This window comes from Thauera phenylacetica B4P (assembly GCF_000310225.1).
Lineage (GTDB): Bacteria > Pseudomonadota > Gammaproteobacteria > Burkholderiales > Rhodocyclaceae > Thauera > Thauera phenylacetica.
Window position 1 is genome coordinate 1 of record NZ_AMXF01000078.1, and the last position, 17080, is coordinate 17080.

Annotated in this window: 19 protein-coding genes; 14 read left to right on the forward strand and 5 right to left on the reverse strand. The window is 67.5% G+C overall.

The window, feature by feature from the left end; translation table 11 throughout:
* The 3 genes from C667_RS11580 to C667_RS11590 all read right to left on the reverse strand — a co-directional run.
* Positions 1-460: formate dehydrogenase accessory sulfurtransferase FdhD (locus C667_RS11580; protein ID WP_004363754.1), on the reverse strand; the 460-nt coding region annotated here is incomplete at its 3' end.
* A gap of 249 nt (positions 461-709) precedes the next feature.
* Positions 710-1318 carry a nucleotidyltransferase family protein gene (locus tag C667_RS11585; RefSeq protein ID WP_004363755.1) on the reverse strand — a complete coding sequence of 203 codons (609 nt, stop codon included), beginning with the start codon at positions 1316-1318 and terminating at the stop codon, positions 710-712.
* The gene (locus tag C667_RS11590; RefSeq protein ID WP_004363756.1) at positions 1294-2295 is read right to left on the reverse strand and encodes an XdhC family protein; all 1002 of its coding nucleotides are present in this window, start codon (positions 2293-2295) and stop codon (positions 1294-1296) included. The genes C667_RS11585 and C667_RS11590 overlap by 25 nt, the downstream gene beginning before the upstream one ends.
* Positions 2296-2555: 260 nt before the next feature.
* Between C667_RS11590 and C667_RS11595 the strand changes: the two genes are divergently transcribed.
* The 14 genes from C667_RS11595 (at position 2556) to C667_RS11660 (ending at position 15402) form a co-directional block, all read left to right on the forward strand.
* Positions 2556-3659, forward strand: coding sequence for a substrate-binding domain-containing protein (locus C667_RS11595; protein ID WP_004363757.1), 1104 nt, complete (start codon positions 2556-2558; stop codon positions 3657-3659).
* Positions 3660-3772: 113 nt separating this feature from the next.
* Complete coding sequence (mnmG, locus tag C667_RS11600; protein ID WP_004363758.1) at positions 3773-5731, forward strand: tRNA uridine-5-carboxymethylaminomethyl(34) synthesis enzyme MnmG; 1959 nt, start codon at positions 3773-3775, stop codon at positions 5729-5731.
* Between the two features lie 79 nt (positions 5732-5810).
* Positions 5811-6464, forward strand: a complete 654-nt coding sequence (gene rsmG / locus C667_RS11605; RefSeq protein ID WP_004363759.1) for a 16S rRNA (guanine(527)-N(7))-methyltransferase RsmG — start codon at positions 5811-5813, stop codon at positions 6462-6464.
* Between the two features lie 107 nt (positions 6465-6571).
* On the forward strand, positions 6572-7342 hold the full coding sequence (locus C667_RS11610; RefSeq protein WP_004363760.1) for a ParA family protein: 771 nt from the start codon (positions 6572-6574) through the stop codon (positions 7340-7342).
* 14 nt (positions 7343-7356) lie between these two features.
* Positions 7357-8208 carry a ParB/RepB/Spo0J family partition protein gene (locus C667_RS11615; protein ID WP_004363762.1) on the forward strand — a complete coding sequence of 284 codons (852 nt, stop codon included), beginning with the start codon at positions 7357-7359 and terminating at the stop codon, positions 8206-8208.
* A gap of 278 nt (positions 8209-8486) precedes the next feature.
* Positions 8487-8828, forward strand: coding sequence for an ATP synthase subunit I (locus tag C667_RS11620; protein ID WP_004363764.1), 342 nt, complete (start codon positions 8487-8489; stop codon positions 8826-8828).
* A 2-nt stretch (positions 8829-8830) separates the two neighbouring features.
* Complete coding sequence (gene atpB / locus C667_RS11625; RefSeq protein WP_004363766.1) at positions 8831-9682, forward strand: F0F1 ATP synthase subunit A; 852 nt, start codon at positions 8831-8833, stop codon at positions 9680-9682.
* A gap of 66 nt (positions 9683-9748) precedes the next feature.
* Positions 9749-9994, forward strand: coding sequence for a F0F1 ATP synthase subunit C (gene atpE, locus C667_RS11630; protein WP_002925444.1), 246 nt, complete (start codon positions 9749-9751; stop codon positions 9992-9994).
* Between the two features lie 47 nt (positions 9995-10041).
* The gene (locus C667_RS11635) at positions 10042-10515 is read left to right on the forward strand and encodes a F0F1 ATP synthase subunit B (protein ID WP_012584301.1); all 474 of its coding nucleotides are present in this window, start codon (positions 10042-10044) and stop codon (positions 10513-10515) included.
* Positions 10516-10518: 3 nt separating this feature from the next.
* Complete coding sequence (locus C667_RS11640) at positions 10519-11052, forward strand: F0F1 ATP synthase subunit delta (protein ID WP_004363768.1); 534 nt, start codon at positions 10519-10521, stop codon at positions 11050-11052.
* 13 nt (positions 11053-11065) lie between these two features.
* The gene (atpA, locus tag C667_RS11645) at positions 11066-12604 is read left to right on the forward strand and encodes a F0F1 ATP synthase subunit alpha (protein ID WP_004363770.1); all 1539 of its coding nucleotides are present in this window, start codon (positions 11066-11068) and stop codon (positions 12602-12604) included.
* A gap of 21 nt (positions 12605-12625) precedes the next feature.
* Complete coding sequence (gene atpG, locus C667_RS11650) at positions 12626-13495, forward strand: F0F1 ATP synthase subunit gamma (protein WP_004363772.1); 870 nt, start codon at positions 12626-12628, stop codon at positions 13493-13495.
* Positions 13496-13521: 26 nt separating this feature from the next.
* Entirely contained in the window at positions 13522-14922 is a 1401-nt protein-coding gene (gene atpD, locus C667_RS11655) for a F0F1 ATP synthase subunit beta (protein WP_004363775.1), read from the forward strand.
* A gap of 54 nt (positions 14923-14976) precedes the next feature.
* On the forward strand, positions 14977-15402 hold the full coding sequence (locus tag C667_RS11660; RefSeq protein WP_004363778.1) for a F0F1 ATP synthase subunit epsilon: 426 nt from the start codon (positions 14977-14979) through the stop codon (positions 15400-15402).
* A gap of 155 nt (positions 15403-15557) precedes the next feature.
* On the opposite strand, the gene C667_RS11665 is transcribed toward C667_RS11660, so the two are convergent.
* Together C667_RS11665 and C667_RS11670 are read right to left on the reverse strand one after the other, a co-directional pair.
* Positions 15558-16139, reverse strand: a complete 582-nt coding sequence (locus tag C667_RS11665; RefSeq protein ID WP_004363780.1) for a ubiquinone biosynthesis accessory factor UbiJ — start codon at positions 16137-16139, stop codon at positions 15558-15560.
* Positions 16140-16311: 172 nt separating this feature from the next.
* The coding region (locus C667_RS11670; RefSeq protein WP_004363783.1) for a Tim44 domain-containing protein at positions 16312-17080 on the reverse strand (769 nt) is incomplete at its 5' end.

Consider the following 17080-nt stretch of genomic DNA (forward strand, 5'->3'; position numbering starts at 1 on the left):
CGAGCTCGGCCTGGGCGCGCTCGAGCGCGCCGGGGTGGATCGCGGTGTCGGCGAGGCGGGCGGGCGGCAGCGCGCGCTGCAGCTGGGCGAGGCTCTCGATGCCGCACAGGCCGCAGCCGGTGCGCCCGGCGAGCGCGCGGCGGCGTTCGCGCATGGCGGAGAAGCGTTCGCCGGCGAGCGCCATGCGCACCTCGCAGCCGAGGGCGTGCTCGACGACGTCGATGTCGTGGAGTTCGCGTGCGCTCGCGGCGATGCCCTCGCTGAGCGTGAAGCCGAGCGCGAAGTCTTCGAGGTCCTGCGGGGTGGCGAGCATCACCGCATGGGAGAAGCCGTTATAGACGAGGGCGACCGGCGCCTCTTCGGCGACCGCATCCTCGCCGAGGATCGCGGAGTCGGTGCCCCGGCGTTCGACGCCGTAGCTGCGGTGCGCGCCGCTTGCGGGGTAAGGGTGGTCGAGCATGGGGACCTCCTGTCGGGACGAGCCGCAAGAGGATCGTGCCGCGGCTTGATTCGATGATACAAAAAAATATCAAAAAATCAAACAAAACGTATCAAAAAAACGGTAAACAAAACTAAAACAGATAGTTAAAGATAGTTAGATATCCACGAATAAGATCTTGAATGATCCCTTCCTATGCGCAGCTCTGCATAGGCGAGGGGCGCATGGGGCGCTCCCGGCGATCCGTGCTTGCCGTGCTGGGGAGGGCGTTCAGGGTCTGCCGAGGCGGCGATTCACGGCGGCCAGGTCGGACGGCGTGTCGATGTCCTGCCAGCCCGCGTCGTCGTCGACAGCGAGTTCGAGCAGCGCCCCGCGGTGGCGGGCGAGCACGGCGCGCGCGCCCTCGTCGCCTTCGAGGGCGCGCAGCTCGTCGCCGAAGCGTGCGGCGAAGCCCACCGGATGGCCGCGGCGACCCTGGCAGACCGGGGCGACGATGTCGGCGCCGGCGCGCAGCGCGTCGGCGACCAGGCGGTGCTGGGAGCTCGGTATCAGGGGCATGTCGCCGAGCGCGACCAGCCAGCCTGCGGCGTCGGCGCTGGCGGATACGCCGCAGGCGATGCTGACGCCCATGCCGGGCGCCGCCGTGTCGCAGCGCACCACCTCGGCGCCCGCCGCACGCAGCGCGTCCTCGAGCGCGCCGGGCTGCGCGGGGATGACTGCCACCACGCGATCGACCGCCGGCAGCAGGTGGGCACAGGCGGTCTCGGCCACGCCGCGACCGTCGGCCAGGCGGGCGACGAGCTTGCCGCCACCGAAGCGGCTTCCCGCGCCGGCGGCGAGGAGGACGCCGACGATCAGGCCGCGCGTGCGAGCGGGCATGCGGCGGACTCGGTCGCGGGGCGCTCGACGGTGGCCGTCAGGCTCGCGCCGTTGCGGCGCGCGGTGAGGTCGGCGACGATCGCGAGCGCGATCTCGGGCGGCGTGCGGCTGCCCAGCGGCAGGCCTGCCGGCGCATGCAGGCGGGCGATCTGCGCGTCGTCGAGATCGAACAGGCGCAGGCGCTCGCGGCGGGTGGCGCTGGTGGCCCGCGAGCCCACCGCGCCGATGTAGAAGGCGTCGGTGCGCAGCGCGTCGATGAGGGCGAGGTCGTCGAGCTTGGGGTCGTGGGCGGCGGCGAGGATCACGCTGCGGCGGTCGGGCCGCATCGCGGCGACCGCATCGTCGGGCATCTCGGTGGTGATCTCCACCCCCGGCAGCGTCCAGCTGTCGCGGTACTCGACGCGCGGTTCGCTGAGCGTGACGCGGTAGTCGAGGGCGAGCGCGAACTGGGCGAGATAGGCGGAGAGCTGGCCGGCGCCGACGATCAGCATGCGCCAGCGCGGCCCGAAGGCCGCGGTGAGCTGGGTGTCGTCGAACACCACCGCGGTGTCGGGGGCGGTATCGAGCAGCTCCACCGCGCCGCTGACCAGATTGACCCGGCGCGCGAGCAGCTCGCCGCGCTCGATGCGGGCGAGCGCCTCGGCGAGCCGGCTGCCGGCGTGCAGCGGCTCGAGCACCAGGCTGAGGGATCCGCCGCAGGGCAGCTGGAAGCGCCGGGTCTGGTCGGCGGTGATGCCGTAGGTGACGACCTCGGGACGTTGGAGCCCTTGCGTGCGCAGCCGGTCGCCGAGGTCGTCCTCGATGCAGCCACCCGACACCGAGCCGGCGAGCCGGCCGTCGCCGCAGATCGCCAGCAGCGCCCCTTCCGGTCGCGGCGAAGAGCCCCAGGTACGCACTACGGTGGCGAGCGTGACCGGCAGGCCGGCCGCCTGCCAGGCGACGGCTTGTCGCAGGGTCTCGAGATTGACGCTGTCCATGTCGGTTCCTCGGGCACGGAAATGTTAGGCTGCTGAATATTGGATATCAAACTATTACACTCCGAAGTGTAGCAGGGTGACCGGACCTTGCAAGCCCGCCCGCAGTGCCGCGGGAAATCCCGCATCCTCACGTCCTCGCCGCGCCGCAGGGGGCGCCGGGCTCGTCGCGGACGACGCGCTTGCGCTAACCTCGCACGGGGCCGGCACGATGGCGGCAAGACAGCGGCACGACGGCGGAAAACATGGAGAGCGGGCGGGCGATGCGCAGGATCAGGCTGAACTATGTACTCGGCGCGGACACGGGGTCCGCACCGCTCCACAACCCCCTGCTCGATCTCCTGCAGGCGGTGCGTGAGCAGGGCTCGATCTCCGCCGCCGCGCGCGTGCTGGAGCTCTCCTATCGCCATGTCTGGGGCGAGCTCAAGCGCTGGGAGCTCGAGCTCGGCCAGCCGCTGATCCTGTGGGAGAAGGGCCAGGCCGCCCGCCTGTCCGAGTTCGGCACCAAGCTGCTGCTCGCCGAGCGCCAGGTGCAGGCCCGCCTGCTGCCGCAGATCGAGGCGCTGCGCGCGGATCTCGAGCGCGCGTTCGCGATCGCCTTCGACGACTCGGTGCATGTGCTGGCCTTTCACGCCAGCCACGACGAGGCGCTCGCCGCGCTCGGCGAGCAGGCGCGCACGCGCGGCCTGCACCTGGACATCCGCTTCACCGGCAGCGTCGACGCGATCCGTGCATTGAACGAGGGCCGCTGCACCATGGCCGGCTTCCACGTGCGCCTGCCGGCGGCGCCCGCGTCGCTGTCGCAGCGCACCTACAAGCCGCTGCTGCGCCCCGGCCTGCACAAGCTGATCGGCTTCGCCCGCCGCAGCCAGGGCCTGATCGTCGCGCGCGGCAATCCGCGCGGCCTGCAGGGTCTCGCCGACCTGGCGCGCCCTGGCGTGCGCTTCGTCAATCGCGCGCGCGGCACCGGCACGCGGGTGCTGTTCGACGAGCTGCTCGGCGAGCTCGGCCTCGCCCCCGCGGCGATCGCCGGCTACGCCACCGACGAGCCCTCGCACGCCGCGGTCGCGCAGGCGGTGGCGAGCGGCCAGGCCGACGCCGGCTTCGGCATCGAGGCGAGCGCGCGCAGCCGCGGGCTGGATTTCGTGCCGCTGGTCGAGGAGGCCTACTTCCTCGCCTGCCTCAAGTCCACGCTGGAGCACGACGCCACCCGCGCCCTGCTCGCGCTGCTGCGTACCGCCGCGTGGCAGGAGCGCCTCGCCGCCCTGCCCGGCTACGCGCCGATGCAGAGCGGCGAGGTGCTGTCGATGAGCCGCGTGCTGCCGTGGTGGCGCTTCGGGGGGCGTGGTCGCGACGACAGGCAATAAGCTGATGTTTGAATTGCAATTTTCCGTGAAACATCAGCGCGGAACCTGGCCGCTCGCGTCCGAAGCGCGTAGAATCCTGCCCCTTGTTCACGCATTGCAGCACGGAGCGCGCCATGCTCTACCCCACCCGTTTCGATGTCATCGTGGTCGGCGGCGGTCACGCCGGGACCGAGGCTGCGCTCGCCGCGGCGCGCATGGGCGCGGCCACGCTGCTGCTCACCCACAACATCGAGACGCTCGGCGCGATGAGCTGCAACCCCTCGATCGGCGGCATCGGCAAGGGCCATCTGGTCAAGGAGGTCGATGCGCTCGGCGGCGCGATGGCGGCGGCCACCGACGAGGGCGGTATCCAGTTCCGCATCCTCAACGCCTCCAAGGGTCCGGCGGTGCGCGCTACCCGCGCCCAGGCCGACCGCGTGCTGTACAAGGCGGCGATCCGGCGGCGGCTGGAGAACCAGCCGAACCTGTGGCTGTTCCAGCAGGCGGTGGACGACCTCACCGTGGTCGGCGACCGCGTCACCGGCGTGGTCACCCAGATCGGCCTGCGCTTCGAGGCGCCGGCGGTGGTGCTGACCGCGGGCACCTTCCTCAACGGCCTGGTGCACGTGGGGATGCAGAACTACTCCGCCGGGCGCGCGGGTGATCCGCCGGCGATCTCGCTCGGCGCGCGGTTGAAGGAGCTGGCCTTGCCGCAGGGCCGGCTCAAGACCGGCACGCCGCCACGGCTGGACGCGCGCACGATCGACTTCTCGGTGATGACGGTGCAGCCGGGCGACGACCCGGTGCCGGTGTTCAGCTTCCTCGGCCATGCCGGCCAGCACCCGCGCCAGTTGCCGTGCTGGATGACGCAGACCAACGCGCGCACGCACGACGTGATCCGCGCCAACCTCGACCGCTCGCCGATGTATTCCGGCGTGATCGAGGGCGTGGGGCCGCGTTACTGCCCGTCGATCGAGGACAAGATCCACCGCTTCGCCGACAAGGACCAGCACAACATCTTCCTCGAGCCGGAAGGGCTGGAGACGCACGAGATCTACCCGAACGGGATCTCGACCTCGCTGCCCTTCGACGTGCAGCTGCAGATCGTGCGCAGCATCCGCGGCCTGGAGAACGCCCACATCCTGCGCCCCGGCTACGCGATCGAGTATGACTACTTCGACCCGCGCAACCTCAAGTCCTCGCTGGAGACCAAGTCCATCGGCGGGCTCTTCTTTGCCGGCCAGATCAACGGCACCACCGGCTATGAGGAAGCGGCGGCGCAAGGCCTGCTCGCGGGCGCCAACGCCGCGCTGCAGGTGCAGGGCCGCGAGCCCTGGTGCCCGCGCCGCGACGAGGCCTACCTCGGCGTGCTGGTGGACGACCTGATCACGCGCGGCGTGTCCGAGCCCTACCGCATGTTCACCTCGCGCGCCGAATATCGGCTGAGCCTGCGCGAGGACAACGCCGACCTGCGCCTGACCGAGAAGGGGCGCGAGCTCGGCCTGGTGGACAACGCACGCTGGGCCGCCTTCTCCGCCAAGCGCGAGGCGATCGAGCGCGGCACGGCGCAACTCAAGGCGGCGTGGGCGCGGCCGGAGGCGATTCCTGCCGACGACCAGGCGCGCGTGCTCGGCAAGGCGCTCGAGCGCGAGCAGCGCTACTTCGAGCTGCTGCGCCGGCCCGAGACCAGCTACGCATCGCTGATGAGCCTGCCCGGCGCGCCGGACGAGCGCGAGACCGACGCGCAGGTGATCGAGCAGATCGAGATCGCCGCCAAGTACCAGGGCTACATCGACCGCCAGCAGGATGAAGTCGCCAGGCAGACACAGGCGGAATCCACCCGCCTGCCGGTCGAGCTCGACTATGCCCAGGTGCGAGGCCTGTCCAAGGAAGTGCAGCAGAAGCTGAACCAGCACAAGCCCGAGACCATCGGCCAGGCCGGTCGCATCCAGGGCGTGACCCCGGCGGCGATCTCGCTGCTGCTGGTGTGGCTCAAGCGCCGCGACCTGGCGGCGCGCGCGGGCGCTGTGGCGACCGAGGCTGCGGCGTCGGCGAACGCCGCCGACGACGTTGCGCGGAGGCCGGCGGCATGAGCGCGCTCGCATCGCGGATGGAAGGCAGGCGCACACATCCTTTGGTGAAGGGCTTGCGCTGTAACGGGAGGGGCGTGCAGTGAGCGGACGCCTGCAGCCCTACGCCACCCAGCTCGCCGACGGCATCGCCGCGCTCGGCCTCGCCCTGCCGCAGGAGACCATCGACCGCCTGCTCGCCTTCGGCGAGCTGCTGCTGAAGTGGAACAAGGTCTATAACCTCACCGCGATCCGCAGCCCGCAGGAGCTGATCACCCATCACCTGCTCGACTCGCTCGCGGTGCTGCCGCAACTGGCGGCGGTGAACCGGCTCGCCGACATCGGCTCCGGCGGCGGCCTGCCGGGCGTGGTGCTAGCGATCGTGCGGCCGGGGCTGGTGGTGAGCTCGATCGAGACTGTCGGCAAGAAGGCGAGCTTCCAGCAGCAAGCGAAGATCGAGCTCGGCCTGGGCAATTTCACCGTGCTGAACAAGCGCGTCGAGCAGGTGCTGCCGGATGCGCTGCCTGGCGGCGCGCCGGAGGGCGTGATCTCGCGCGCCTTCTCCAGCCTGGCGGACTTCGTCACGCTGTCCGGCCACCTCGTCGCCGAGGGCGGTGCGCTGTACGCGATGAAGGGCGTCGATCCGGTCGACGAGGTCGCCGCGCTGCCCGCAGGCTGGGTGCTGGCCGGGACTCATGCGCTGACGGTGCCGGGGCTGGGCGCCGAGCGTCACCTGCTGGTCATCCGGCGGGCGTGACACTGCGACCCTGAGACGCGTCGTGCATGTTGCATCGCCGCATTGAAGTACACTCCAGGGTTTGCACCGTGCGTGCGAGCCCTGCAACCGGAACAGCCTGAACCGACATGGCCAAGATATTCTGCGTCGCCAACCAGAAGGGCGGGGTGGGCAAGACCACCACCTGCGTCAATCTCGCCGCCGCACTGCACCAGGCCGGGCAGCGCGTGCTGCTGATCGACCTCGATCCGCAGGGCAACGCCACCATGGGCAGCGGGGTCGACAAGCGCGACCTCAAGAGCTCGGTGTATCACCTGCTCGTCGGCATGGTCGACCTCGCCGGGGTGCGGGTGGTCTCGCCCACTGGCGGCTACGACGTGCTGCCGGCCAACCGCGACCTCGCCGGCGCCGAGGTCGAGCTGGTCAACCTCGACCAGCGCGAGAAGCGCCTGCGCAACGCGCTCGCCGCCTTCGGCGACGACTACGACTTCGTCCTCATCGACTGCCCGCCCTCGCTGTCGATGCTCACCCTCAACGGGCTGTGCTGCGCCACCGGGGTGATCATCCCGATGCAGTGCGAGTATTACGCGCTCGAGGGGCTGTCCGACCTGGTCAACACGATCAAGAAGGTGCACGCCAACCTCAACCGCGACCTCAAGATCATCGGCCTGCTGCGGGTGATGTTCGACCCGCGCGTGACCCTGCAGCAGCAGGTGTCGAACCAGCTCGAGGGCCACTTCGGCGACAAGGTGTTCCGCGCCATCGTGCCGCGCAACGTGCGCCTGGCCGAGGCGCCCAGCCACGGCATGCCGGGCGTGGTGTTCGACAAGGCCGCCAAGGGTGCGCAGGCCTACATGGCCTTCGCGCACGAGATGATCGAGCGCGCGAAGACCTTCTGAATTCCGGAACCGACATGAACAAACCCAGACTCAAGGGCCTCGGCCGCGGACTCGACGCGCTGCTGGCCGCGAACCAGGAAGAGGAAGTCGAGAAGGGCGAGCTGCAGTCCCTGCCCACGATCGCGCTGCAGCCCGGCAAGTACCAGCCGCGCACGCGCATGGACCCGGGCTCGCTCGAGGAGCTCGCGGCCTCGATCAAGGCCCAGGGCGTGATGCAGCCGATCATGGTGCGGCCGGTGGCCGAGGACGCGTACGAGATCATCGCCGGCGAACGGCGCTGGCGCGCGGCGCAGATCGCCGGGCTCGTCGAGGTGCCCTGCCTGGTGCGCGAGATCCCCGACGAGGCCGCGCTGGCGATGTCGCTGATCGAGAACATCCAGCGCGAGGACCTCAACCCGCTGGAAGAAGCCGGCGGCATCCAGCGCCTGATCGACGAGTTCGACATGACCCACCAGCAGGCGGCCGATGCGGTCGGTCGCTCGCGTCCGGCGGCGTCCAACCTGCTGCGCCTGCTCAACCTCGCCAAGCCGGTGCAGGAGCTGCTGATGGCGGGTGACCTCGACATGGGGCATGCGCGCGCGCTACTCCCGCTCGACGGCGCGAGCCAGATCCAGCTCGGCAACCAGGTGGCCGCGCGCCAGCTCTCGGTGCGCGACACCGAGCGCCTGGTGCAGCAGATCCTCAACCCGCGCCAGAAGAAGCCCCTGCCCCCGCCCGACCGCGACCTGCTGCGGCTGGAGGAGGAGATCGCCGACGCGATCGGCGCTACGGTGAAGATCAAGGCCAACAAGAAGGGGGCGGGCGAGCTGACCATCCGTTTCGGCAGTCTCGATCAGCTCGACGGCGTGCTCGGCAGGCTGCGGTGACCCGTCCCGGCGTGAAATCGACGCATGAGGGCGGGGCCCGTCTTTTCGCCGCTTCGACCGCGGTCTCCGCGCGGGATCCGGGCGCTCGCGAGGGCTTCCTGTCGAGCGCCGCCGCCGCTGGGCAGGCCCGCTATGTTATGTCTTCTATAAGACACAACAGCAATGCGTTTACGCTTGCTGCAGCGCATCCAAGGTTTGACTTTGCTGCGGTTAACCCCTACTATCCGCGGGATTTTAGGCGGTCGCGAGCGTCCTGGACGCGCATGCGATAACACCGAATGCTTAAAGCTGTCATACTGCAGTTGATCGCGACACTCGTCGCAGCGGCCCTCTCGGGAGCGCTCTTCGGAGTGAGCGGTGCGATCTCCGCCGCAGGGGCAGGCTTGGCATGCGTATTGCCCAGCGGGCTCTTCGCGTTGCGCCTCGCGGCGATCACGCGCAGGGTCGGTACGGCGAGTGTGACTGCCTTCGTCGCAGGCGAGTTCCTCAAGATCGCCTCGATAGTGGGATTGTTGGTGCTGGTGTGGGCCGTCTATCCTGACCTCCATTGGGGGGGCATGCTGGTCGGTCTCATCCTGGCGCTTAAGGCGAATTTGTTTGCATTTTTGGTAAAGACCTGACCATGGCTACAGAAGGGCACGCCCCCACCGCATCCGAGTACGTCATTCACCACCTGACGCACCTCAACAACACCGGACACGCGCAAGAAAACATCATCGACTGGAGCGTCATCAACATCGATTCGATGTTCTATTCGATCGTGATCGGTGCGCTCACCGTCTTCCTGCTCTGGCTTGCCGCGCGCAAGGCCACCTCGGGTGTCCCGGGGCGCTTCCAGGGGATCGTCGAGATTCTCGTCGATATGGTCGCCGACCAGGCCAAGGGGATCGTCCACAGTGCCGAGTCGCGCCGCTTCGTGGCCCCGCTCGCGCTGACCGTGTTCGTGTGGATCTTCCTGATGAACGCGATGGACCTGCTGCCGGTCGATCTGCTGCCGCGCATCTGGGAAGGCATGTACGCCGCCGGCGGCGGCGATCCCGCCCACGCCTACATGCGCGTGGTGGCGACCGCCGACCTCTCCGCGGCGCTCGGCATGTCCACCGGCGTGCTGCTGCTGTGCCTCTACTACAACATCAAGATCAAGGGTGTCGGCGGCTGGGTGCATGAGCTCTTCACCGCGCCCTTCGGCAGCCACCCGCTGCTTTACCCGATCAACTTCGCGATGCAGATCATCGAGTTCGTCGCCAAGACCGTCTCGCACGGCATGCGACTGTTCGGCAACATGTACGCCGGCGAGCTGATCTTCATCCTGATCGCGCTGCTGGGCAGTACCGCCACCGTGTTCGGCTTCCTCGGCCACGTGATCGCGGGCTCGATCTGGGCGATCTTCCATATCCTGATCATCACCCTCCAGGCCTTCATCTTCATGATGCTGACGCTGGTGTATGTCGGTCAGGCGCACGAGAGCCACTAAGAGTTTCGGTTTCACCTTCAGCGTAGTACCTGGTTTTTAAACTCACTTCCCCACTAAGGAGTCGTCATGGAAAACGTTCTGGGTTTTGTTGCTCTGGCTGCTGGTCTGATCATCGGTCTGGGTGCGATCGGTGCTTGTATCGGTATCGGCATCATGGGTTCCAAGTACCTTGAGGCGTCGGCTCGTCAGCCCGAGCTGATGAACGCCCTGCAGACCAAGATGTTCCTCCTGGCCGGTCTGATCGACGCCGCGTTCCTGATCGGTGTCGGTATCGCCATGATGTTCGCCTTCGCCAACCCGTTCCAGCTCTGATCGGTTCGAGTTCATCCTTTTTTGAACCAACCTGAGGGCCAAGAACCGTGAATTTGAACGCAACCCTGATAGCCCAGCTCGTTGTGTTCTTCATTCTGGCGTGGTTCACGATGAAATTCGTGTGGCCGCCCATCGTGAAGGCACTGGACGAGCGTGCGAACAAAATCGCAGACGGGCTGGCAGCTGCGGACAAGGCCAAGGCTGATCTGGCACTCGCCGAGAAGAAGGTCGTCGAGGAACTGCGCAAGGCCCGCGAATCTGCGGGTGATGTGCGGACCTCCGCTGAAAAGCAGGCGAGCCAGCTGATCGACGAGGCCCGCGCCGAAGCCAGCCGCATCATCGCCGCCGCCCGCGAGGCCGCCGAGCACGAAGCCGGTGCCGCCACGCAGCGTGCCAAGGAAGCCCTGCGCGACCAGGTCGCCCATCTGGCTGTCGCCGGCGCGGAGAAGATCCTGCGCCGCGAGATCGACGCCAAGGTGCACGCGAAGCTGCTTGCCAACCTGAAACAGGAACTGCAATAAGTCATGGCCGAGAACGTCACCATCGCGCGCCCCTATGCGGATGCCGCCTTCGAGCTGGCCCGCGGGGCAGGTGCGCTGGGGCCTTGGTCGGAAGCGCTGGATCGGCTTGCCCTCGTGGCGGCCGATTCCGGCATGACGGCGTGCTTCAGCGATCCCAACCTGTCCGCCGAGCAGCTCTATCAGCTCGTTCTGGGCGTTTCGGGTGACCTGACCGCCGAACAGCAGAACTTCGTCCGCGTCCTCGTGGAAAACGAACGTCTGCAGGTGCTTCCGGAGATCCGTGACCTGTTCGTTGCTCTCAAGAACGAACACGAAGGCGTCCGCGAGGCGCAAATCGCCTCTGCCTTCCCGCTCGACGATGCCGCTCTGGCCGCGTTGAAGGCCGACCTCGAAGCCCGCTTCAAGGCCGCCGTCAATGTCACGGTCAGCATCGACCCCGAACTGATCGGTGGGGTCCGCATCGCCGTCGGCGACGAAGTCATCGACGCCTCGGTCCGCGGCAAGCTCGCGAACATGGCCGCTGCGCTCAAGAACTAGGAGTTATCGCAAAATGCAACTCAACCCCTCTGAAATCAGTGATCTGATTAAGAGCCGGATTCAGAACCTGCAGCTCGCCGCCACGTCGCGCAACGAGGGCACGGTAGTCTCCGTCACCGACGGGATCTGCCGCGTCCACGGTCTGACCGACGTCATGCAGGGCGAAATGCTGGAGTTCCCCGGCAACACCTACGGCATGGCTCTGAACCTCGAGCGTGACTCCGTGGGCGCAGTGGTGCTCGGCGAGTACGAGCACATCACCGAAGGCGACACCGTCAAGGCCACCGGCCGCATTCTCGAAGTGCCCGTCGGCCCCGAGCTGATCGGCCGCGTCGTGAATGCCCTCGGTCAGCCGATCGACGGCAAGGGCCCGATCAACGCGAAGCTCACCGACAAGATCGAGAAGGTCGCACCGGGCGTCATCGCCCGTAAGTCCGTCTCGCAGCCGGTGCAGACCGGCCTCAAGTCGGTCGACTCCATGGTGCCGATCGGCCGTGGCCAGCGCGAGCTGATCATCGGCGACCGCCAGACCGGCAAGACCGCCGTCGCGGTCGACGCGATCATCAACCAGAAGGGCCAGGACATGTACTGCGTGTACGTGGCCATCGGCCAGAAGGCCTCGACCGTCGCCAACGTCGTGCGCAAGCTCGAAGAGAACGGCGCGATGGAATTCACCATCGTCGTTGCCGCCACCGCATCCGAATCGGCCGCCATGCAGTACCTGGCCGCCTACGCCGGCTGCACGATGGGCGAGTACTTCCGCGACCGCGGCATGGACGCGCTGATCGTCTATGACGACCTCACCAAGCAGGCCTGGGCCTATCGCCAGGTTTCGCTGCTGCTGCGCCGTCCGCCGGGCCGTGAAGCCTACCCGGGCGACGTGTTCTACCTGCACTCCCGCCTGCTCGAGCGCGCTGCACGCGTCAATGAGGACTACGTCGAGAAGTTCACCAACGGCGAAGTCAAGGGCAAGACTGGTTCGCTGACCGCCCTTCCGGTCATCGAGACCCAGGCCGGCGACGTGTCCGCGTTCGTTCCGACCAACGTGATCTCGATTACCGACGGCCAGATCTTCCTCGAGACCGACCTGTTCAACGCCGGTATCCGTCCCGCGATCAACGCCGGTATCTCGGTGTCCCGCGTCGGTGGCGCTGCCCAGACCAAGGTCGTCAAGAAGCTCTCCGGCGGTATCCGTACCGACCTCGCGCAGTATCGCGAGCTCGCCGCCTTCGCCCAGTTCGCCTCCGACCTGGACGACGCCACCCGCAAGCAGCTCGAGCGCGGCCGTCGCGTCACCGAGCTGATGAAGCAGGCCCAGTACTCGCCGATGTCGATCGCCGACATGGCCATCGTGCTGTACGCGGTGAACAACGGCTACTTCGACGATGTCGACGTGGGTCGCGTGCTGGCCTTCGAGGCCGCCATGATCCAGTTCGTCAAGACCAAGCAGTCCGCTCTGGTCTCCTCGATCCTGAGCAAGAAGGAACTGGACGCCGACGGCGAAAAGACCCTGGCTGCCGCGATCGCCGAGTTCAAGAAGAGCTGGGCCTAAGGCCGGCGAGGGAGACGGAAAATGGCTAGCGGTAAGGAAATCCGTACCAAGATCAAGAGCGTGCAAAACACGCGCAAGATCACCAAGGCCATGGAGATGGTGGCTGCATCCAAGATGCGCAAGGCGCAGGACCGGATGCGCAGCGCCCGCCCCTTTGCCGAAAAGATCCGCCGACTCGCCGCGAACCTGTCCCAGGCCAATGTGACCGACTACAAGCACCCCTTCCTGGTCCGCAAGGACCAGGTCAAGCGGGTGGGCCTGATCCTGGTGACCACCGACAAGGGTTTGTGCGGTGGCCTCAACACCAACGTCCAGCGTATTGCGCTCAACGCCATGAAGGACTGGGAGTCCTCGGGCGTGACCGAGATCCGTGCCTGCTGCATCGGCAACAAGGGCCTCGGCTTCATGCAGCGCATGGGCGCCAAGGTGGTGTCGAACGTCACCCAGCTCGGTGACACGCCGCACCTGGAGAAGTTGATCGGTCCGGTCAAGGTCATGCTCGATGCGTTCCAGAACGACGAGCTCGACGCGGTTTACGTGGCATACACGCGCTTCATCAACACGATGAAACAGGAACCGGTGCTCGAACAGCTGCTGCCGCTTACCGGCGATCAGCTGGGCACGCCGGAGAGCTCCTGGGACTATCTCTACGAGCCGGACCCGCAGGTCGTCATCGACGAGTTGCTGGTGCGTTACGTCGAGGCGCTGGTGTACCAGGCTGTGGCCGAGAACATGGCATCCGAACAGAGTGCGCGCATGGTGGCGATGAAGGCCGCGTCCGACAATGCCAAGAACGTGATCGGCGAGCTGCAACTGGTCTACAACAAGACCCGTCAGGCTGCGATCACCAAGGAGCTGTCGGAAATCGTCGGCGGCGCCGCCGCGGTGTAAGGCATTATTGAATTAAGGATATGACGATGAGTCAAGGTACGATCGTTCAGTGCATCGGCGCCGTGGTGGACATCCAGTTCCCGCGTGATTCGATGCCCAAGGTATATGACGCCCTGAAGCTCGAGGACGTGGCCGACTCCTTCGCCGAAGCGAACCTCACGTTCGAGGTTCAGCAGCAGCTCGGTGATGGGGTGGTGCGCACGATTGCGATGGGTTCTTCCGACGGCCTGCGCCGCGGGATGAAGGTTGCCAACACCGGCAAGCAGATCTCCGTGCCGGTCGGCATGGGCACGCTCGGCCGCATCATGGACGTGCTGGGTCGCCCGATCGACGACGCCGGCCCGATCGAGACCGACGAGCTGCGCGCCATTCACCAGAAAGCGCCGAAGTTCGACGAGCTGTCGCCATCGGTGGAACTGCTCGAAACCGGCATCAAGGTCATCGACCTGATCTGCCCGTTCGCCAAGGGCGGCAAGGTGGGTCTGTTCGGTGGCGCCGGCGTCGGCAAGACCGTGAACATGATGGAGCTGATCAACAACATCGCGAAGCAGCACTCCGGTCTGTCGGTGTTCGCTGGCGTGGGTGAGCGTACCCGTGAGGGCAACGACTTCTACCACGAGATGAAGGACTCCAACGTTCTCGACAAGGTCGCGATGGTGTTCGGCCAGATGAACGAGCCCCCCGGCAACCGTCTGCGCGTCGCGCTGACCGGCCTGACCATGGCCGAGCGCTTCCGTGACGAAGGCCGCGACATCCTGTTCTTCGTGGATAACATCTACCGCTACACCCTGGCCGGTACCGAAGTGTCCGCGCTGCTGGGCCGTATGCCTTCCGCGGTGGGTTACCAGCCGACGCTGGCGGAAGAGATGGGCCGCCTGCAGGAGCGCATCACCTCGACCAAGGTCGGCTCGATCACCTCGATCCAGGCCGTGTATGTGCCCGCGGACGACCTGACCGACCCGTCGCCTGCCACCACCTTCCTGCACCTCGACTCCACCGTCGTGCTGTCGCGTGACATCGCCGCGCTGGGTATCTACCCGGCCGTCGATCCGCTCGACTCCACCTCGCGCCAGCTCGATCCGCTGGTCGTGGGCGAAGAGCACTACAACGTGGCGCGTCAGGTTCAGATGACGCTGCAGAAGTACAAGGAACTGCGTGACATCATCGCGATTCTGGGTATGGACGAACTGTCGCCGGAAGACAAGCTCGCCGTCGCCCGCGCGCGCAAGATCCAGCGCTTCCTGTCGCAGCCCTTCCACGTCGCGGAAGTGTTCACCGGCTCGCCGGGCAAGTACGTCTCGCTGAAGGACACGATCAAGGGCTTCAAGATGATCGTTTCCGGTGAGCTCGACAGCCTGCCGGAACAGGCCTTCTACATGGTCGGCGGCATCGACGAGGCCATCGAGAAGGCGAAGAAGCTCCAGTAACGAGGTCGCCCGCGCGTCGTGCAAGCGGCGCGCGGGACATCAAGGGGAAACACAATGGCTATGACGGTTCATGTCGACATCGTCAGCGCGGAAGAGCAGATCTTCTCCGGGCTGGCCGAGTTTGTCGCATTGCCGGGCGAAGCGGGCGAGCTGGGCATCCTGCCCGGCCACATGCCGCTGATGACCCGGATCAAGCCGGGTGCCGTACGCGTGCGTGCCCAGAACGCGACCGAAGAGGAACTGATCTTCGTTGCGGGCGGCCTGCTGGAGGTTCAGCCGGGTCTGGTGACGGTGCTCGCCGACACCGCGATCCGCGGCAAGGACCTCGACGAGGCGAAGGCGCTCGAAGCCAAGCGCAAGGCCGAGGAAGCCATGGCGAACCAGACCGCACGTCTGGACTATGCCAAGGCCCAGGCCGAACTCATGGAAGCGGTGGCGCAGCTCGCCGCGATCCAGCGTCTGCGCAAGCGCGGTCACTGAGACCGGAGCGCGCCGGCCCGCCGGTGCGTTCGACATCCCGAAAGCAGCTCTCGCCGAGCTGCTTTTTTTTCGTGCACGCCCCGGCGCGGGCGCACACGAGCGGGCGCGATGCGGGGCTCCCGCTTTAGCGGATCGGGTGCCACGCCGCGCGCTCGTCAGCGCCGCTTTTCCAGCCTCGCCACGCGCTTGTCCAGGCGCGCCACCGCGTCGCGCAGCGCCACCACCTCTTCGGCGAATGCGGGCAGCGCCTTGCGCGGGACGAGCAGGGTGGATTCCTCCGTGAGGTATTCGACCACGTTGCCGCTCGCGCGCTCCAGGCTGCGGCGGCCCTCGTCCACCACCTTGCGCCCGCCTTCCACCAGGCGGTGGGCGGCGATGTCGCCGAACAGACGCGACAGGTCCTCCTCGGCATCCCAGCGCAGGTGGCGGAAGACGAAGCCGAGCGCCTCGGCGAACTCGGCGTTGCCCTCGATGCGGACGTGGCGCATCGCGGTCTCCAGCCCATCCACCAGCAGTCGCGGAAGGTCGGCCACCGCGAGGCGCAGGCTCACCTCGGGCGCTTCCTCACCGCTCCACTCGGCGAGCTGGCCATCGTTGGCGACGGAAAAGTCGATCTCGGCCACCGGGCTGAGCACCAGCCGCGCCGTGCGTCCGGCATGCGGCTGCAGGCGCTGGCGTGCCCACCCGGCCTGCGCGAGCAGGTGGTTGGTGGCCGACAGGAAGAGGCTGGAGATCATGATGGGGGCTCCGGAGAAGGGGGCGTGCAGGAGAAGTCCCCAAGGATACTCAGCCGAGGGCGATCCTGTCGGGGCGGGGCGCTGAAGACACCGCGGGCCTGCCGATGCCTCCTGGGAGACACGGGCAGGCCCGCGACACGGCGGGGGCACGCGACGCGTGCCCGCCGACGGCTTAGTGCGACTGCTGGATCCCGGCGATCAGCCAGCCACCGCTGCCTGCAAGCGGCTTGCTCAGGTGCCAGATCTCGTCGAAGGCTTCGGGCGCGGCGTCGGCCTGTTCGCGCAGCAGTCCGGTGAAGCGGACGCTGACGACGTAGCGATCGTTCTCTTCGGCGACGTCGATCACCTGGGCGTTGAGCTCCACCACGTCGGTGCGCTGCTCGGCCCCCTTGCGCTCGTTGAGCTGCATGCACAGCTCGGCGAACACTTCGGGGGTGGTGAATTCGCGCAGGTCGTCGAGGTTGCCGACGTCGTTGGCCGCCTGCAGGCGGATGAAGTTGAGCTTGGCCTGGCGGGCGAAGCCCTCGGCGTCGAAGCCGCTGGCGAGCGCCTTGTCGAGGCCGCTCTGCGCGGGGGCGCTGCCGCCACCCAGGGGGCGAGCGGCTTCGAACTGCTGCGGACGAGCCGGTTGCGCGGCGCCGGCGGCTGCGCCGGCGTACTGCAGGTCACGCGCGGGCTGCTGCGCGGCCGTGTTCGCTCCGCGCCGGAAGATCAGGCGGAAGACGAAGAAGGCCGCCGCGGCGAGCAGCAGGATCATGACGAAGTTGGCGAAGCCTTCGCCGAGGCCGAAGGCCGAGAACAGCGCGGCGAGGCCGAGGCCGGCGGCGAGGCCCGCGATCGGGCCCATCCAGGAGCGCTTGGGCTGCGCGGCCGCGGTGGCCGCGCCGGCGGCGGGCGCCTGCTGCTGGGTCGCAGCGGGCTGGCGTTGCGCAGGCGGCGTG

What these genes read in the sequence shown, in the direction of transcription:
- C667_RS11585 (WP_004363755.1), bottom strand. Translation starts at nt 1,318, where the DNA reads ATGCCCGCTCGCACGCGCGGCCTGATCGTCGGCGTCCTCCTCGCCGCC.
- C667_RS11590 (WP_004363756.1), bottom strand. Translation starts at nt 2,295, where the DNA reads ATGGACAGCGTCAATCTCGAGACCCTGCGACAAGCCGTCGCCTGGCAG.
- C667_RS11595 (WP_004363757.1), top strand. Translation starts at nt 2,556, where the DNA reads ATGCGCAGGATCAGGCTGAACTATGTACTCGGCGCGGACACGGGGTCC.
- mnmG (WP_004363758.1), top strand. Translation starts at nt 3,773, where the DNA reads ATGCTCTACCCCACCCGTTTCGATGTCATCGTGGTCGGCGGCGGTCAC.
- C667_RS11610 (WP_004363760.1), top strand. Translation starts at nt 6,572, where the DNA reads ATGGCCAAGATATTCTGCGTCGCCAACCAGAAGGGCGGGGTGGGCAAG.
- C667_RS11615 (WP_004363762.1), top strand. Translation starts at nt 7,357, where the DNA reads ATGAACAAACCCAGACTCAAGGGCCTCGGCCGCGGACTCGACGCGCTG.
- C667_RS11620 (WP_004363764.1), top strand. Translation starts at nt 8,487, where the DNA reads ATGCTTAAAGCTGTCATACTGCAGTTGATCGCGACACTCGTCGCAGCG.
- atpB (WP_004363766.1), top strand. Translation starts at nt 8,831, where the DNA reads ATGGCTACAGAAGGGCACGCCCCCACCGCATCCGAGTACGTCATTCAC.
- atpE (WP_002925444.1), top strand. Translation starts at nt 9,749, where the DNA reads ATGGAAAACGTTCTGGGTTTTGTTGCTCTGGCTGCTGGTCTGATCATC.
- C667_RS11640 (WP_004363768.1), top strand. Translation starts at nt 10,519, where the DNA reads ATGGCCGAGAACGTCACCATCGCGCGCCCCTATGCGGATGCCGCCTTC.
- atpA (WP_004363770.1), top strand. Translation starts at nt 11,066, where the DNA reads ATGCAACTCAACCCCTCTGAAATCAGTGATCTGATTAAGAGCCGGATT.
- atpG (WP_004363772.1), top strand. Translation starts at nt 12,626, where the DNA reads ATGGCTAGCGGTAAGGAAATCCGTACCAAGATCAAGAGCGTGCAAAAC.
- atpD (WP_004363775.1), top strand. Translation starts at nt 13,522, where the DNA reads ATGAGTCAAGGTACGATCGTTCAGTGCATCGGCGCCGTGGTGGACATC.
- C667_RS11660 (WP_004363778.1), top strand. Translation starts at nt 14,977, where the DNA reads ATGGCTATGACGGTTCATGTCGACATCGTCAGCGCGGAAGAGCAGATC.
- C667_RS11665 (WP_004363780.1), bottom strand. Translation starts at nt 16,139, where the DNA reads ATGATCTCCAGCCTCTTCCTGTCGGCCACCAACCACCTGCTCGCGCAG.